The organism is Aeromonas sp. QDB31 (assembly GCF_027707605.1).
GTDB classification, from domain to species: Bacteria; Pseudomonadota; Gammaproteobacteria; order Enterobacterales; family Aeromonadaceae; genus Aeromonas; species Aeromonas media.
In genome coordinates this window covers 43,103-57,911 of sequence record NZ_JAPCIX010000016.1, presented here as the reverse complement: position 1 = coordinate 57,911, position 14,809 = coordinate 43,103, and the positions used below count along the sequence as shown (strand labels likewise).

Here is a 14,809-nt window from a genome sequence, read left to right as displayed (position 1 = left end):
TACTGGGAACCCTGGATCCCCCATCGATAATCAAGGACCTAACATGAGCAATACCGTCACCCTGCAAGGCAACCCCGTCTCCGTCTCCGGCCACTTCCCCGTTGCCGGTGAGCAGGCCAAGCCCTTCTCCCTGGTTGCTGGCGATCTGTCCGATGCGACCCTGGCGACCTTCGCCGGCAAGCGCAAGATCCTGAACATCTTCCCGAGCGTCGACACCCCGACCTGCGCCACTTCCGTACGCAAGTTCAACGAGCAGGCCAGCGCCCTGAGCAACACCGTGGTGCTGTGCATCTCCGCCGATCTGCCGTTCGCCCAGGCCCGTTTCTGCGGCGCCGAGGGTCTGGACAAGGTAGTGAACCTCTCCACCCTGCGTGGCGTCCCCTTCCTGCAGGACTATGGCGTGGCCTTCTCCTCCGGTCCCCTGGTGGGCCTGGCTGCCCGTGCCATCGTGGTGCTGGATGAGCACGACAAGGTGCTGCACAGCGAGCTGGTGGCCGAAGTGGCCGACGAGCCGAACTACGCCGCCGCCCTGGCCGCTCTGTAAGTTTCGTCTTGCGCTGATTGCCGACGGCCTGCTGATGCAGGCCGTTTTTATTGCGGGCGCAGTGACCCTCAAGGTTGAGGTGATCAGACTCGCTGGCCCATATTCCCCTGCTTCTTCTCACCGGCCTTTTACTTATGGGGTCAGGCTGGCTAGACTTCGCCTCCCACTTCTTCTTGCCGCGTAGCCCCATGACCTTTAGCGAACTCTCCCTCCATCCCACCCTGCTGGCTGCACTGCCTGCCGAGCTGAATACCCCGACCCGCATCCAGCAGCTTGCAATACCAGTGGCATTGGCGGGCCAGGATCTGCTGGCGCTGGCCCAGACCGGCAGTGGCAAGACTCTGGCGTTCGGCCTGCCACTGCTGCAGGGGCTGGACGCGGCCTCCGATCGGGTACAGGGGCTGGTGCTGGTGCCGACCCGGGAGCTGGCTACCCAGGTGAGCGCAGCGCTGCAAGGGGTGGCCGAGGCGCTGGGGCTGCGCACCCTGACCCTGTGTGGCGGCGTGCCACAGGAGCAGCAACAGGCCGAGCTGGCCCTGGGGCCGCAACTGCTGGTGGCGACACCGGGGCGACTGCGGGACTTGCTGGCCCAGCGGCGGCTGGGCTTAAGCAACTTGCGCACTCTGGTGCTGGATGAGGCGGATCGCCTGCTGGAGATGGGCTTCTGGCCCGATATCCAGTGGTTGTTGAATGCCATGCCGACGGAGCGACAGACCCTGCTGTTCTCCGCCACCCTGCCATCCGAGCTCGAGACCCTGGCCATCGGCCTGTTGAACGCGCCGGTGCGGGTGGAGGCGGATCCTCGCAACAGCGTGGTCGGCGACATCGAGGAGCGGCTCCATCTGGTCAACAAGAGCAGCAAGGTGCCTGCACTGATCAGCCTGCTCAAGGCGCAAGACTGGCCCCAGGTGCTGGTGTTTATCAGCGCCAGGGACGATGCCGACGGGGTAGCCAGAAAGCTGGCCAAGGCGGGCATCGCGGTGGCCGCCCTGCACGGCGAGAAGGATCAAGGGGCGCGGGAGCAGGCGCTTGCCGATTTCAAGGCGGGCAAGGTACGGGTGCTGGTGGCCACGGATCTGATGGCGCGGGGCATCCATGTGGAGGCGCTGCCCGTGGTGATCAACCTGGATTTGCCTGCCAATGCCCCCGTCTATGTGCATCGCATCGGCCGCACCGCCCGCGCCGGGCAGAAAGGCCTCGCCCTCTCCCTGGTCTGCCATGGGGAGGCCGAGACGCTGGCGGCCATCCGCACCCTGACCGGTCGCGCGCTGCCGCTGGAGGAGCTTGAGGGCTTCCCGGTGACCGACCAGCCTGCGAGCGGGGAGGGCAAGCGGGCCCCCCGGGACAAGCAGGCCAACCGCCGCACCCAGGCCAAGCGCAGCGTCAGGCAGTTCAAGGGCAAGGCCTAGGGGCGACGCTGCCCGGTTGGGCAGTATCAAAGGGCGCCTGTTTCGGTATGCTCCATGGAATGGACCATGGAGGATAGCGGATGACGACCCTGGTAATGGGGCCCCTGCTGGGGCTCGAATCGGAGACACAATACAGCATCTGTTTCCTGGCGGTGGCGGGCTTCAAAGGGGCCAGTGTCAAGATCAATGGCAAGCTGCTGAGCGCCAGCAAGCAGGCGGATACCCCGAGAGGGGTGTTCTGGCGCGCCGTCTGGTCGGCGACCTCCAAGGCCCTGGCCAGCACGGTCGACTACGAGATCCTGCTGGACGGTGTGTCCGCCCGGGATCTGGCCGGGGCCAGCCAGTGGCAGTTTCATCTGCCGGGGCAGGAGGAGCGGGTGCGCATCGGGTATGCCTCCTGCAACGGTTTCTCCGACTTCAAGCTGCTCACCTCCACAACCCAGCCTTACGTAATGTGGGACAGGCTGGCCGCCGAGCACAGGGATCACCCCTTGTCGCTGCTGCTGATGGGGGGCGATCAGGTCTATGCCGACTCCCTCTGGACCTCGGTTCCGACCATGAAGGCCTGGAACGAGCTGGATCGGGTGGACAAGGTCAAACGCAAGGCGACCCGGACCATGGTGGAACAGCTCGATCGCTTCTATTGCGAACTCTACTGTCGGCAGTGGAGCCGCCCCGAGGTGGCCACCATGCTGGCCCGGGTGCCGAGCGTCATGATGTGGGACGATCACGACATCTTCGATGGCTGGGGCAGCTATCCCGCCGACTTGCAGGACTGCGAGGTCTATCAGGCCATCTATGCCGCCGCCGCCAAGTATTTCCGGCTGTTCCAGCTGCGCTCCGCTGCCAATGTCTCCCTGCTGGATCCGGCGCACCTGACCCATCACTCCTGGCGATTGCGTTTTCGGGGCTACCAGATCCTGGCGTTGGACAACCGGGCGACCCGCAGCCAGAACCAGGTGATGAGCCGGGAGCAGTGGGATCAGATCAACGGGGCGCTGGCCGATTGCGGTGAGGGACACCTGTTGGTCATGACCGGGGTGCCCGTGGTCTATCGGGATTTCTCCTTCACCGAGGCGGCGTTCGATGCGACCCCCTGGGAGGAGGAGCTGACCGACGATCTCAAGGATCACTGGCGCGCCAAGTCACACCAAGGGGAGCGGGCTCGCCTCATCATGCGGCTGCTGGACAATGCCAGACTGCGGCGCCAGGCCGTCAAGGGAGAGGATCAGGCGATCCCCAAGACCCTGATCCTGTCCGGGGATGTGCACGTGGGTTGCCTCGGGGTGATCCAGGACCGGCGGGGGGAGGGGGTGATGAATGTGCACCAGCTGGTCTCCTCCGGCATAGTCCATCCCTGCCCCACCCAGTTCCAGTGGACGGGGATCCTCGCCATGACCAACGACGCTCCCGAATACCTCGACGAGAGCCGGCTGGTCCGTGCCGAGCTGCTCAAGCCGTTTGGCGCCCCTGTCTATCTGCGCACCCGCAACTTCGCCACCCTGCAGATGGGCAGCGACAACAAGCTGTGGGCCAACTGGCATTGCGAGAACGATCTGGCCGCCAGCTATCCGCTGGCCTGATGCCGGGGAAATGCGAAGGGCCCTGGCGGGCCCTTTTTCTTTTCAGTCTCAGCTTCCCCAAGCCGTTGTCTGCTCAGGGCTGGTCTTGCGTCTGGGCGAAGAAGTCGCGCCTGAACTGGCCGAGCACCTCCTCTCTGTACTGCTGCCAGCGTTCGGGGGTCATGGCCCCCTGACGGGCCGCCAGCTGCAGCTCCAGCTCGGCCAACTGCTGCTGGTAGTGGCCGCGTTGATCCAGCTGCTGCTGGCGGGTGGCGGCAAACTGCACGGTCGCTTCGGCCTGCCCGGTCGGCAGGAAGTGGCGGGCCAATGTCTCCAGCTCCTCGCCCCCCCACAGCTGGCGCGCCTGCTGCAGGCGGGCATCCGGGTTGAACAGATCCGCCGCCAGATCCGGGTGATCCGCCACCCACTCATCCTGCAGCCGGGTCAGGGCCGCCAGCCGCTCGGCCAGCGGTAACTGCTCGTTTTCCTGCGCCAGCTGCTCGAGTGCCTGGGCGTAGCGCCCTTGCAGCCGAAACAGACTCTCCCCCTCGCTCATCCATCCAGTCTCCATTGCCTCCAGATTGGCCAGCCGCTCGCTCAGCGGCTGATCGCTGTCCGTTATCTCGCTGGCGAGCTGGTGGCTCATTTCGTCCGGCATGGCCCGCCAGCTGGCGGGCAGTGGTCCGGTTGTGACAGGCCCAGAGGCGGCGGCAGTCGGGCCGGGATCGGGCAGCCGCGGCGCCGATGCCTGTGGCGACGGGGCAGCGGTGACAGGGCTTGGCCTGCTTGCTGGCACTGGCTGGTCCGGATCGTCCCGCCCGCCGAGGTTGAGCAGCAACAGCGCCAGCACCGCCAGGGCCAGAAAGCCGTAGCGGCACTTCATCGGCTGATCTCTCCCTTGACCGGGAAGTGATCGGAGAGGTTGCTGGCGGGCCAGAGGCTGCCATCGCTGCTGCGCGGGATCCAGACGCTGTTGAGGTTATGACTGGCGGCACCGTACTCTCGGCTCACCACCAGATAGTCGAGGTACTCGACGTTGGCACCGCCCGAGAGGGGCCCGCCGGCGTAGGGATTGAGCCTGGGATCGAAGGTGGCCTCGGTGTAGCCGCCATAGACTGGCTCATCGGCGTCGAGGTTGGCCAGCATACCGGCGTAGTCGTCGGCGAACTTGCGCTTGTTGACGTTGAAGTCACCGCCGTAGATGACGGTGTCGCTGGCCGGGATCTCGAGGCTGGCGGCCAGGGTGCGCATCTGGCCGAACTGGATCTGGCGCAGCCGCCTCGCCTCGTCGGTGTCGAAGCTGGCGGTGTGGGTGGCGAACAGGTGCCAGGCCTTGCCCCCCTTGATCACCTCGGCGTACATCACTCCCTTGTCGGCGAAGCAGTCGGTGCCGGTGCACTGGGGATAGACCAGCTGGGCCTCGCGCACTATGGGGTAGCGGCTGACGATCACCACGCCGCCGTCGTGGATGTTGACCCCCGGCTTGTCGAGCACCTTGGTCTGGTACGGGTACTCCTTGGCCAGCGCCTGCAGGAAACCCTCGCGGCGGCCGTCGAACACCTCCTGCAGCAACAGGGCGTCATAGCCCTTGAGGTACTCGGGCAGCAGGGTCAGCCGCTCGCCGATGCTGGCGGCGATCACCGGCAGGGCCCAGACGTTGTAGCTGGCGACCTTGAGCTTGTTTTCTGCCGGCTCCGGCTGTTCCCGCCTTTGTGGTGGAGTGAGCATATAGTGCAGATCGTCGTAGCGGCCGGTGAACTTGGCGGCGAAGGCCAGCTCCTGCGGGCCCGCCAGGCGATGGATGGCGCGATCGCTCTGCCAGCCGGAGTCGTCTGCCGGCGTCTCGCCGCCGTGTTGCAGGGTGCTGTTCCACCAGGTGCCCTCCATCAGCTGGTTGAGACGATAGGTGTCGCCCCCGGCGGTGGTGACCCGGGTTTCGAACAGATAGCTCTTGCCCGCCTTCACCCCCTCGTAGCGGTTGAAGCTGAGTACCATGGCGCTCTCCCAGGGGCCCAGTTCCGTCCTGTGCTGAGTCCACTGGCTGCCCGCCTGCAGCTCGCCGGAGCCGCTCTGGTTGATCGTCAGTTGCAAGGGCTCGGGGCCGTTGTTGGTGAGGTAGACATCGGTATCGGCCAGCGCCTGCAACGGAAACTGGCTGGCCAGCAGCAGGGCGGTATAGCTGAGGGGCTTGTGCATCATGAAGTCCTTTTGGTTGAGGCACGATGGAAACTGACTGTTATGGCGGACGTCGGGGTTATTTCATTTACATTTTTGTTACAAATAAATGAAAGGCCCCATATGGGGAGGAAAAACCTGGGGGGAGGGAGCGCAACCGGATAGGACTGGCGTCGGGCATCAGGGGCTGGTGGCAGCGTCATCACAGCGCGTCCAAGGACGCGCCTGGCTACACGGAGGGCAATCTCAGTCGTGGAACTGGTTGATCAGGCGGGAGAGGTTTTGCAGCCGCTCCACCAGCAGGGTGATGCCATCGAGGGCTTGTCTGCTGTTGTCGGCGGTGTGGCTGGCCAGCTGGTGGATCTGGTGGATCCCCTGATCCAGGGTGCTGGTCACGTCCGCCTGCTGGCTGACGGCCTGGGCTATCTCGTCACTGGTGTGGGTCACCTGGGCCAGCATCTGGTTGATCTGGTCGAGCACCTCGGCGGTGGCCCCCATGTGCTGCTGACAGAGAACCGAGGTCTGGGCGCCCTGGGTCATGCCGTCGGAGAGCTGCCGGGTGCTCTGCTGCAGCGCCCCTATCATGTCGCTGATCTCGCCGGTGGAGCTGCGGGTCTTCTGGGCCAGCGCCCGGATCTCGTCGGCCACCACAGCGAAACCGCGCCCCTGCTCGCCGGCTCGGGCTGCCTCTATGGCGGCATTGAGGGAGAGCAGGTTGGTCTGATCCGCAATCTGCCCGATCACCTCCAGGATCCCGCTGATCTTCTGGCTGTCCTGGGTCAGGCGGACCAGCACGCCCTGACTGGCATCCAGCTCCTGGTGGAGTCGGTTGACCGAGGCGCGGGTGGTCGCCAGCGCCTGCTGGCCGCTGGCCGACACCTGCTGCACCTCGCTCACCAGGGCGTTGGCCTGATGGGCGTTGTCGGCCACGTCGCGGATCGACTGGCTCATCTGTGTGATGGCGGCAGCCAGCTGCTCGCTCTGGGCCCGCTGCTGCTGCAGGTGGGTGTCTATGGTCTGGATGTGTCCCCTGTCATCCTCTGCCGCCTGCAGTATCTGCTGGTTGGTGTCGGCGCTGCGCCCCACCACGGCCCTGAGCTCGGCCTTCCTCATGCGCAGCAAAAGCTCGAGGGCCGCCAGGCTGTCCCGTCGTCTGGCGTAGAGCACCTGGCAGAGGGGGGTGCCCAGTTCTTCGCCCGCCATGGCCAGCAGCCGGGCCAGTCGCTGCTGCAGGTGCCAGCCGTGCCCTATCTGGGCCAGCAGACAGAGCAGAGTGAGGCCACCCCATCCGGCCTGGCCCGTCATCAGGCTGGCTCCCATGCCGACCAGGGCTGTGCCCGAGAGCAGCAGACTGAGTTGCCCCGGCTCCAGGGTGACGCGACTCTGCCAGGGCAGTGCCTTGCCCGCCCGGATCCGGGCATAGAGTCGCTCCGCCCAGACGATGTCGTGATCCTGTGGGCGGGTGCGGACCGACTGGTATTCGATGATCTGCTGCCGTTCGTTGAGGATGGGGGTGACATAGGCATTGACCCAGTAGAACTGGCCGCTCTTGGCGCGGTTCTTCACCAGTCCCATCCAGCTCTTTCCTTGCTGCAGTCGCTGCCACATATCGGCGAAGGCGGCCCTGGGCATGTCGGGGTGGCGAACCAGGTTGTGGGGGACCCCTTCCATCTCGGCGGCGCTGTAGCCAGCCACGTCGCAGAAGTGCTGGTTGGCATAGGTGATGTGGCTGGTGGGGTCCGTGGTCGAAATCAATGATATGTGGTCGGGGAAACGGATCTCCCCTTCTTGCCGGGTGGTGGTCATGTGCGCATCCTGAATGAGCCAAGTAACTGATAAATTTATTTTTATTGTGTGTTGTCGTTACGGCTTCATTGTAGGGGCGACCCAAGTGGTTATCTTGGCTTGGGTCAATAAATCAACACTATGACGACTGAAAAAAGTAGTAGATGGGGGGCGACTTAAGCGCGGGATCAACTGCGGGGGGTGAAGTCGTGGATCTCTCCCGTCCTGGGTTGGAAGCGGGGATCCCGACCCTGATCGCGGGAGACCCAGGCCATGGCCTGGCAGAAGCTCTCCTGCTTGGCGAACTCGTCACGGGCCTGATCGATGGCCCGCTCGGCGTTGCGCCGTTCCATCTTGCTGGCCTTGCGATCGCTGAACTGCTTCTGCTGGCTCAGCATCCATTCGAGGAAGGCCTGGCGGCATTCGGTTTCATTGGCGGCCTTGGCAGGGAGGGCAGAGAACAGGGCAAGCAGGAGCAGACAACGCATAGGGAGATCGATTCAACGGGCTGATGGACGAAAAGAGGCGGCATTTTATGCCGGGAACTTGAATTGGAACAGTGCGAAGAGGGGGCCAGCCGCGCCGGCCCCCTCTGACTCAGTGCTTGACGAGGTAGAGCTGGCGGCTGTAGGCCACGTCTTCCGGGTTGTTGATGGGGTAGCCCTTGAGCCAGGGCTTGATCAGACGGGCGTTGGTGTATTGGTAGATGGGGGCGATCGGCGCCTCCTCCTGCAAGATGGTTTCGGCCTCGTCGAACAGGCGTGCCCGTTCACCCTCATCCCGGCTGCTGGCCGCCTTGGTCAGCAGGGCGTCGTAACCGGGGTTGGCGAAGCGGGCCATGTTGCCGCTGTGGTGGGAGCCCCACAGGCCGAGGAAGGCGGAAGGGTCATTGTAGTCGGCGACCCAGGAGGAGCGGATCACCTCGAACTGGCCGCTCTGGCGACTGTCGAGGTAGGTCTTCCACTCCTGATTGGTGAGCTCGACCCGAGCCCCCAGCTTCTGCTTCCACAGGTTGGCGATGGCCAGCGCCATCTTCTTGTGAATTTCCGCCGTGTTGTAGAGCAGGGTCAGCTCAAGGGGCTTGTCCGGGCCATAGCCTGCCTCTTTCAGCAGCGCCCTGGCCTTGTCGTCCAGCGCCTGCTGACTGCTGGTGGAGAGCAGGTTGGGCTTGGGAACAAACCCGGCGGTCACATCCGGGGTGAAGTGATAGGCGGGTTTTTCCCCCGTGCCCAGCACCTTGTTGGCGATGAGCGCCCGGTCGATGGTGTAGGAGAGCGCCCGGCGGACCCGCACGTCATTCAGGGGCGGGCGCTGGGTATTGAAGGCGTAGTAGTAGGTACCGAGTTGCTCCGGGGTATAGACCTCTCCCGGGATCTGGGCCATCAGGCTTTGGTACTGCTCCTTGGGGAAGGATTCGGTGATGTGCAGATCCCCGGCCAGATAGCGGTGGGTGGCGGCACTCTCCTGGTTGATGGGGACGAAGGTGACGCGGGTCAGCACCGTATGGGCGCGATCCCAGTAGTAGGGGTTCGGAGTCAGCTCCAGCTTCTCGTTCACTACCCGGTGGCTCAGTACGAAGGCGCCGTTGCCCACCAGCTTGCCGGGCTGGGTCCACTGGTTGCCGTATTGTTCCATGCTGGCCCTGTGCAGGGGGGACAGGCTGGGGTGGGTCAGCAGGCTCAGGAAGTAGGGCACCGGCTGGGAGAGCGTCACCTGCAGGGTATGGTCATCCACGGCTTGCACCCCGAGCGCCTCGGGAGGCAGCTTGCCCTCGACTATCTCGTCCACCTTGTCGAAGTGGGCCAGCTGGGCAAACCAGGCGAAGGTGGCCGCCTCCTTGGGATCCACCAGCTTGCGCCAGCCGTAGACGAAGTCGGCGGCGCGCACCGGATCCCCGTTGGACCAGCGGGCATCCGGCCGCAGATGGAACGTGAACTGCCGGTTGTCCTTGTTCTCCCAGCTTGCGGCCACACCGGGCAGCACCTTGCCGTCCGCCCCCTGAGTCAGCAGCCCCTCATAGAGGTCTCTGAGCACTTGCAGCTCGGGCAGGCCGACCAGCTTGAGCGGACTCAGGCTGGTCGGTTCGTCCTTGAGATGACGCACGACGGCCTGTTCGGCGGCGAGTTGGGTACCAGCCGGTACATCGGCGGCCTGGACACAGGCACAGCCCAGCAGGGCCAGCAGGGGGCTCCATCCTTTCATGGCGAATCCTTCAAATTGTGTGAAGCGAGGAGAAAACTCGGCGAGAATTCATCGCCGGCAGACGGGGAATCATGATATCCCCTTTGCTGGTCAGACCGCCAGAGTGAGTCCCATCATATCCGGGACGGCAACCCTATGTGCGTCCGCCCCGAGCGCGGGCAAGAGGAGCAAACGATGAGAGTATGGATGTTATTGGCCTGTGTGCTGAGCCAGGGTGCCTGGGCGCTGGCCCCTTGCGAGAAGGGCAGCCAGGTGGGGAGCTGGTGCGAGGTGAGCATAGATCGACTGCATCCGACTCAGGGCGGGGTGGGGCAGTTGCAGGTCGACACCACGGTGCGGGAACTGGCGGACAAGAGCGAGAAGCAGCTCGACAAGCTGATGAAAAAGAAAGAGATCCCCATCGTCATCGCCCCCGATGGCGGCTACTGGCTGGTCGACAGGCACCACCTGACCAAGGCGCTGTGGCAACAGGGGGTGAAGGCGGTGAGGGTCAAGGTGATCGCCCGCTTGCAGGACAGGGGCAGTTTCTGGAGCCAGATGCAGAACAACCACTGGGCCTGGCTGAAGGATGAGCGGGGTCAGCCGCTCACTCCGGAGCAGCTGCCCGGCCATATCGGTGAGCTGCCGGATTATCCCTACCGTACCCTGGCGGGCCTGCTGCAGGATGCGGGCTACTTCAGCAAGCAGGATCAGGTCTACTTCGTCGAGTTCGCCTGGGCCAGCTGGCTCGGCCAGCAGATGGCGTGGCAGCCGGTCAATGCCGCCAATCTGGCGGATCGCCTCGCCGAGGCCAAGCGCCTGGCCTGCAACAGCAAGGCCAGTGCCTTGCCCGGCTATCCCGGCAAGCAGTGTCGCCTCAACCCGCCACGCAGCGGCAGCTGACGCGGGATCAAGAAGGGGCGCCCAGGCGCCCCCTCGTCACTCTCCCTGGCCGGCTCCTTGCCAGCGGGCGGCGGCCTGTTCCAGCAGAGCCACCTCTCCTTGCTGGATCAGCGGCAGCAGGGCCTGCACCTTGTCATCCGGCCAATCCCACCAGGCGAGCGCCTGCAACCGGGCAATCTCGTCGTCGCCAAAGCGCATCCGGATCACCCTGGCTGGCGTGCCCGCCACCATGGCATAGGGCGGCACATCCTGAGTCACCAGCGCGCGTGCCGCTATGATGGCGCCATCCCCTATGGTGACGCCCGGCATGATCATGGCTTCCATGCCTATCCAGACGTCATTGCCGATACGGGTATCACCGGCGGGTCTATAGCTGCGCTTGAGCGCCTCCACCTCGGCAAACGGATAGGTGCTGATGAAGTCGGTGTTGTGGGTGTGGTTGCCCCCCATGATGATCTTCACCCCGGCGGCGATTTGCACATAGTCGCCGAGATGTAACCGGTCTATGTGCCAGATGGGATCCCAGCCGGTGTCGGCTGAGCGGCTCCAGCTGTCGCCGTGCAGGTCACGTACGACTTCCTCTTCGAAGGGACCGTCCCAGGCGCCGGAGTAGTAGCTGTGTCGCCCCTTGAGGCAGATGTTGGGATTGGTCACCGTCAGGTGCAGGTATTCGACCTGCGACCAATGTTGGCAGATGGTCATGGCTGTGTTCCTCGTTGAATGGATCTGGATTGGATGCGCGGTTTGGCGCAGCTAATAGATCCAGACCAGCAGGCGGGGCACGCACAGGGTGGAGCAGCCCAGCGCCTGGGATGAACGGGGTCGTTGCATGAAGAAGGGCTCCTGGCAGAAGAGGCCAGATGGTAAAGGATGGGAGGGATTATGCCAAGGGGAGGGGGAGAATCTGGTCAAAACCTGCACAAAGCGTCTGGTTGATATTTATTCTCGATTGGCCATGATATGGGCTCCACTCGTATCGGCAGGAGAGAGGACCATGACGAATCAGAACTGGCAGCGTTACATGCTGGAGGCGGAGAATGCCCTTGGCATAGGGGCACTGGGCACGGCCATCTGCCTCTATCAGCAGGCCCTGGGGGAGGTGTATGAGCTGGCGTCCGGGGATCTGGACGAACTGGCCAGCATGCGGGTCGCCACCTGCCACCGCATGGCTGACTTCTGGCGCGCCATGGAGGAGCCCGCCTATGAGCTGCGCTATCTCAAGCTGGCCTCCGAGCTGGTGACGGCGCTGGTGCCTCAGTGCCCGAACCGGGCGTGCGAATCCCTCGTCAGCGAGCTGGGCTGCTGCCGCGCCGCCCTGCTCTCCTTCTTGAAGCGCCACCCCAACCCCGAGATCGCCAGGTTGATTCAGGTGCAGGACAAGGTGCAGGGCTGCGAGCTGATAGGCCGGTTCCGCCTCAACTAGCGGCTGTGCGCCCGAGCCGCCGCGCGATGCGGCTCTGTGCTTCCTCCCCTTGCAGGGCGAGGGAGAAGGCGCGGGCCTCCAGATCGATGACGAAATGCACCGCCTGCCTGAGCTCCTGCTTGAGCAGCGCCTTGCTCTTTTGCAGCGCCTTCGGCGCCTTGGCCGCGAGCTTCAGCCCCTGTTCGCGGGCAAACGCGAGCAACGTATCGGCGGCCACCACCCGGTTGGCGAGCCCGAGCCGCAGCGCCTCTCCGGCGTCGATGGCCTCCGCCAGCAACAACAGCTCTGCCGCCTTCAGATGGCCCACGGCACGGGGCAGCAGCAGGCTGGAGGCAAACTCCGGCACCAGTCCGAGCTCGACGAAGGGCAGTTGCAGCCTGGCGTTGTCCCCCAGATAGACCAGATCGCAGTGCAGCAGCAGGGTGGTGCCTATACCCACCGCAGGGCCGCCCACGGCGGCGATCACCGGCTTGGGGAAGTCGGCCAGGGTGTGGAGGAACTGCAGGATGGGGTCATCCGCTTCCAGGCTGCTCTTGCCCATGAAGTCCGCGAGATCATTGCCCGCGGTGAAGCACTCCTGCTGCCCTTGCAGCAACACCACATGCACGCTCTCGTCCTGGGCAGCCTGCTGAAAGGCCTCGGTGAGGGCCAGGTACATGTCGGTGTTGAGGGCATTGCGCTTGTCCGGCCGGTTGAGGGTCAGCAGGAGCAAGCCATCCTGCTGCTCGGCCAGAATTGTGAGGGCCATGTCTGAATCCTTGTGTTCGGGGGCTGTCAAAAGCTTGCCACAGGGGTAAGCTTTGCGTCGTTTAACAACATCATAAAAGGATTTCAACCATGTTTAAACGTGCGTTTTATTCCACCCTGGCCCTGCTCCTGGCAGCCCCCGCACTGGCCAAGGTCGAGGCCGTCGACGGTTATGTGCGCTTGCTCCCCCCGGGTTCACCCAACACCGCTGCCTTCATGGTGCTCAAGAATGACGGGGACAAGCCGGTGGCCCTGACTGCGGTTGCCTCCCCTGACGCTGGCCGTGCCGAGCTGCACACCCATCTGCACGAAAATGGCGTCATGAAGATGCGCCAGGTCGAGAGCATCGAGATCCCGGCCAGGGGTGAGGCCGTTCTCAAACCAGGCAGTCTCCACATCATGCTGTTCGACGTGCGTGAGCTCTCCCAGGACACGCCCTTCCCGCTGACGCTGACCCTGGATGATGGTCAAACCCTCAGTCTGAGTCTGCCGGTGAAGCCGGTCGAGCCGATGAAAGGCATGCAGCACTGACATTAATGGACGCTTGTTCAGCTTTTTACTCTAGGTATTCCTTGCTCACCGGGTAAAATGATGGCCTTTCCAGTCCACAAGGGAACGATATGATGAAAAAGACTTTGATTGCCGCCAGCCTGCTGGCCCTCTTCAGTCAAGCCGCCATGGCTGCCGATGACTGGCGTTTCGCGGCGGGTGTCGATAGCTGGAACTCCCAGGGCAGCGGCAGCATCCATGGTGTGGATGCCAACGGCAGCTATGATGACCAGTACAACTGGACTGGCTACCTGCAAGTCGAGCACGACATCTTCCTGCTACCGAACGCCAAGTTCGAGATCACCGATTTCAGCACCAGTGGCGGTTCATTCAACAACGATCTCGAAGCCTATGATCTGACCCTCTACTATCGTCTGCTGAACAACGACCTGTTCAAGATCGATCTGGGCCTGACCGGTCGTCAATACGACGGCAAGTTCCACACCCTGAACGAATCCTACGACGAGGGTGAGCTGATGGCTTATACCGGCGCCGAAGTGATGCTGCCGGGCACAGGTTTCTCCTTCTTCGGCGACGCTCGCATCGAGAACGGCGATCACTATGACTACCGTCTTGGAGCGGCTTATCAGTTCTCCTCCATCCCGGTGCAGATCCGTGCCGGCTGGCGTGATGCCGCCATCGACATCGCCGATATGGATCAGGGGATAGAAGGCTGGTTCATCGGCGGCGCGTTCCGCTTCTAAAGGCGGCACGGTTAAGGACAGCGAACGTGTGGCACATCTCTGGTGACGGGCGTATGTTCCGGCCTGAGCCGTGCCCAGCGGCTGGAATAAGCCCATGATGGGTACGTCGACAGAACCGTCCATTGCCAAGGGGTAAGGATATGGGCCATATCATAGTGACTGGCGCGGGCTCCGGCCTTGGGCGTGCTCTGACCATCGGACTGGTAGAACGCGGTCATCGCGTCTCCATGATGGGGCGCCGTTATCAGCGACTGCAGGAGCAGGAACAACTGCTCGGCAGCGCGGTGATCGGCATCGCTGCCGATCTGGCGCACCATGAAGAGGTCGACGTTGCCTTCGCCGCAGCGGTGGAGTGGGGCGGCCTGCCCGACATGGTGATCCACTGCGCCGGAGTCGGCGAATTCGGCCCGGTTGGTGTCTATACCGCCGAGCAGATCCGCCGGGTGGTGGAGAGCAATCTCATCTCCACCATTCTGGTGGCCCAGCAGACGGTGCGGCTCATCGGCGACAAGGGCGGCGTGCTGGCCAATGTGCTCTCCTCCGCCGCCCAGGTGGGCAAGGCCAACGAGAGCCTCTACTGCGCCTCCAAATGGGGCATGCGCGGTTTTCTGGAGTCGTTGCGGGCCGAGCTGAAAGGCTCGCCGCTACGGCTGGTGAACCTCTATCCGAGTGGGATCCGCAGCGAATTCTGGGACAACTCGGATCACGTGGACAGCAGCGGCTTCATGACCCCGGAAGATGCGGCGGCCTACATGCTCGACGCACTGGAAGCGAGAAGCAGCTGCCATGTGACCGATCTCTTTATCGGTCGCAACGCCTGAGGAGCT

Annotated in this window: 15 protein-coding genes; 8 read left to right on the top strand and 7 right to left on the bottom strand. The window is 63.8% G+C overall.

Translation table 11 applies throughout. From position 1 onward, the window contains the following. Positions 1-43 precede the first annotated feature (43 nt). From tpx to PG898_RS15410, 3 genes are all read left to right on the top strand, one after another. Entirely contained in the window at positions 44-544 is a 501-nt protein-coding gene (tpx, locus tag PG898_RS15420) for a thiol peroxidase (RefSeq protein ID WP_270824542.1), read from the top strand. Positions 545-732: 188 nt separating this feature from the next. Next, on the top strand, positions 733-1,953 hold the full coding sequence (locus PG898_RS15415) for a DEAD/DEAH box helicase (protein WP_270824541.1): 1,221 nt from the start codon (positions 733-735) through the stop codon (positions 1,951-1,953). Between the two features lie 80 nt (positions 1,954-2,033). Beyond that, positions 2,034-3,536 (top strand): alkaline phosphatase D family protein, encoded by a 1,503-nt coding sequence (locus PG898_RS15410; protein ID WP_270824540.1) that lies wholly within the window; start codon positions 2,034-2,036, stop codon positions 3,534-3,536. 73 nt (positions 3,537-3,609) lie between these two features. On the opposite strand, the gene PG898_RS15405 is transcribed toward PG898_RS15410, so the two are convergent. From PG898_RS15405 to PG898_RS15385, 5 genes are all read right to left on the bottom strand, one after another. Further along, positions 3,610-4,398: a hypothetical protein gene (locus PG898_RS15405; RefSeq protein ID WP_270824539.1), complete on the bottom strand. Its 789-nt coding sequence runs from the start codon at positions 4,396-4,398 to the stop codon at positions 3,610-3,612. Beyond that, entirely contained in the window at positions 4,395-5,711 is a 1,317-nt protein-coding gene (locus PG898_RS15400) for a sphingomyelin phosphodiesterase (RefSeq protein WP_270824538.1), read from the bottom strand. Before PG898_RS15400 ends, PG898_RS15405 begins: the two co-directional genes overlap by 4 nt. Before the next feature lie 225 nt (positions 5,712-5,936). Next, positions 5,937-7,496, bottom strand: coding sequence for a methyl-accepting chemotaxis protein (locus PG898_RS15395; RefSeq protein WP_270824537.1), 1,560 nt, complete (start codon positions 7,494-7,496; stop codon positions 5,937-5,939). 167 nt (positions 7,497-7,663) lie between these two features. Continuing rightward, on the bottom strand, positions 7,664-7,963 hold the full coding sequence (locus tag PG898_RS15390; protein WP_005331508.1) for a hypothetical protein: 300 nt from the start codon (positions 7,961-7,963) through the stop codon (positions 7,664-7,666). Between the two features lie 109 nt (positions 7,964-8,072). Next, on the bottom strand, positions 8,073-9,677 hold the full coding sequence (locus PG898_RS15385) for a peptide ABC transporter substrate-binding protein (RefSeq protein ID WP_270824536.1): 1,605 nt from the start codon (positions 9,675-9,677) through the stop codon (positions 8,073-8,075). A 174-nt stretch (positions 9,678-9,851) separates the two neighbouring features. On the opposite strand from PG898_RS15385, the gene PG898_RS15380 reads away from it, so the two are divergent. Next, positions 9,852-10,559, top strand: coding sequence for a ParB-like protein (locus tag PG898_RS15380; protein ID WP_270824535.1), 708 nt, complete (start codon positions 9,852-9,854; stop codon positions 10,557-10,559). Positions 10,560-10,595: 36 nt separating this feature from the next. Here the strand turns inward: PG898_RS15380 and PG898_RS15375 are convergent, their stop codons facing one another. Further along, positions 10,596-11,261: a CatB-related O-acetyltransferase gene (locus PG898_RS15375; protein WP_270824534.1), complete on the bottom strand. Its 666-nt coding sequence runs from the start codon at positions 11,259-11,261 to the stop codon at positions 10,596-10,598. 292 nt (positions 11,262-11,553) lie between these two features. Here PG898_RS15375 and PG898_RS15370 point away from each other — a divergent pair, with 292 nt between their 5' ends. Beyond that, complete coding sequence (locus PG898_RS15370; protein WP_005331514.1) at positions 11,554-11,982, top strand: DUF2753 family protein; 429 nt, start codon at positions 11,554-11,556, stop codon at positions 11,980-11,982. Here PG898_RS15370 and PG898_RS15365 read toward each other — a convergent pair. After that, positions 11,975-12,730 carry an enoyl-CoA hydratase-related protein gene (locus tag PG898_RS15365; RefSeq protein WP_005331516.1) on the bottom strand — a complete coding sequence of 252 codons (756 nt, stop codon included), beginning with the start codon at positions 12,728-12,730 and terminating at the stop codon, positions 11,975-11,977. The genes PG898_RS15370 and PG898_RS15365 overlap by 8 nt on opposite strands. 89 nt (positions 12,731-12,819) lie before the next feature. Between PG898_RS15365 and PG898_RS15360 the strand changes: the two genes are divergently transcribed. The 3 genes from PG898_RS15360 (at position 12,820) to PG898_RS15350 (ending at position 14,803) form a co-directional block, all read left to right on the top strand. After that, a complete protein-coding gene (locus PG898_RS15360) occupies positions 12,820-13,260 on the top strand; it encodes a copper chaperone PCu(A)C (protein WP_005331518.1) in 441 nt (146 codons plus the stop codon). Positions 13,261-13,352: 92 nt separating this feature from the next. Further along, positions 13,353-13,982: a TIGR04219 family outer membrane beta-barrel protein gene (locus PG898_RS15355; protein ID WP_041206747.1), complete on the top strand. Its 630-nt coding sequence runs from the start codon at positions 13,353-13,355 to the stop codon at positions 13,980-13,982. A gap of 140 nt (positions 13,983-14,122) precedes the next feature. Continuing rightward, on the top strand, positions 14,123-14,803 hold the full coding sequence (locus tag PG898_RS15350; RefSeq protein ID WP_005331522.1) for an SDR family oxidoreductase: 681 nt from the start codon (positions 14,123-14,125) through the stop codon (positions 14,801-14,803). Positions 14,804-14,809 lie beyond the last annotated feature (6 nt).

What these genes read in the sequence shown, in the direction of transcription:
- tpx (WP_270824542.1), top strand. Translation starts at nt 44, where the DNA reads ATGAGCAATACCGTCACCCTGCAAGGCAACCCCGTCTCCGTCTCCGGC.
- PG898_RS15415 (WP_270824541.1), top strand. Translation starts at nt 733, where the DNA reads ATGACCTTTAGCGAACTCTCCCTCCATCCCACCCTGCTGGCTGCACTG.
- PG898_RS15410 (WP_270824540.1), top strand. Translation starts at nt 2,034, where the DNA reads ATGACGACCCTGGTAATGGGGCCCCTGCTGGGGCTCGAATCGGAGACA.
- PG898_RS15405 (WP_270824539.1), bottom strand. Translation starts at nt 4,398, where the DNA reads ATGAAGTGCCGCTACGGCTTTCTGGCCCTGGCGGTGCTGGCGCTGTTG.
- PG898_RS15400 (WP_270824538.1), bottom strand. Translation starts at nt 5,711, where the DNA reads ATGCACAAGCCCCTCAGCTATACCGCCCTGCTGCTGGCCAGCCAGTTT.
- PG898_RS15395 (WP_270824537.1), bottom strand. Translation starts at nt 7,496, where the DNA reads ATGACCACCACCCGGCAAGAAGGGGAGATCCGTTTCCCCGACCACATA.
- PG898_RS15390 (WP_005331508.1), bottom strand. Translation starts at nt 7,963, where the DNA reads ATGCGTTGTCTGCTCCTGCTTGCCCTGTTCTCTGCCCTCCCTGCCAAG.
- PG898_RS15385 (WP_270824536.1), bottom strand. Translation starts at nt 9,677, where the DNA reads ATGAAAGGATGGAGCCCCCTGCTGGCCCTGCTGGGCTGTGCCTGTGTC.
- PG898_RS15380 (WP_270824535.1), top strand. Translation starts at nt 9,852, where the DNA reads ATGAGAGTATGGATGTTATTGGCCTGTGTGCTGAGCCAGGGTGCCTGG.
- PG898_RS15375 (WP_270824534.1), bottom strand. Translation starts at nt 11,261, where the DNA reads ATGACCATCTGCCAACATTGGTCGCAGGTCGAATACCTGCACCTGACG.
- PG898_RS15370 (WP_005331514.1), top strand. Translation starts at nt 11,554, where the DNA reads ATGACGAATCAGAACTGGCAGCGTTACATGCTGGAGGCGGAGAATGCC.
- PG898_RS15365 (WP_005331516.1), bottom strand. Translation starts at nt 12,730, where the DNA reads ATGGCCCTCACAATTCTGGCCGAGCAGCAGGATGGCTTGCTCCTGCTG.
- PG898_RS15360 (WP_005331518.1), top strand. Translation starts at nt 12,820, where the DNA reads ATGTTTAAACGTGCGTTTTATTCCACCCTGGCCCTGCTCCTGGCAGCC.
- PG898_RS15355 (WP_041206747.1), top strand. Translation starts at nt 13,353, where the DNA reads ATGAAAAAGACTTTGATTGCCGCCAGCCTGCTGGCCCTCTTCAGTCAA.
- PG898_RS15350 (WP_005331522.1), top strand. Translation starts at nt 14,123, where the DNA reads ATGGGCCATATCATAGTGACTGGCGCGGGCTCCGGCCTTGGGCGTGCT.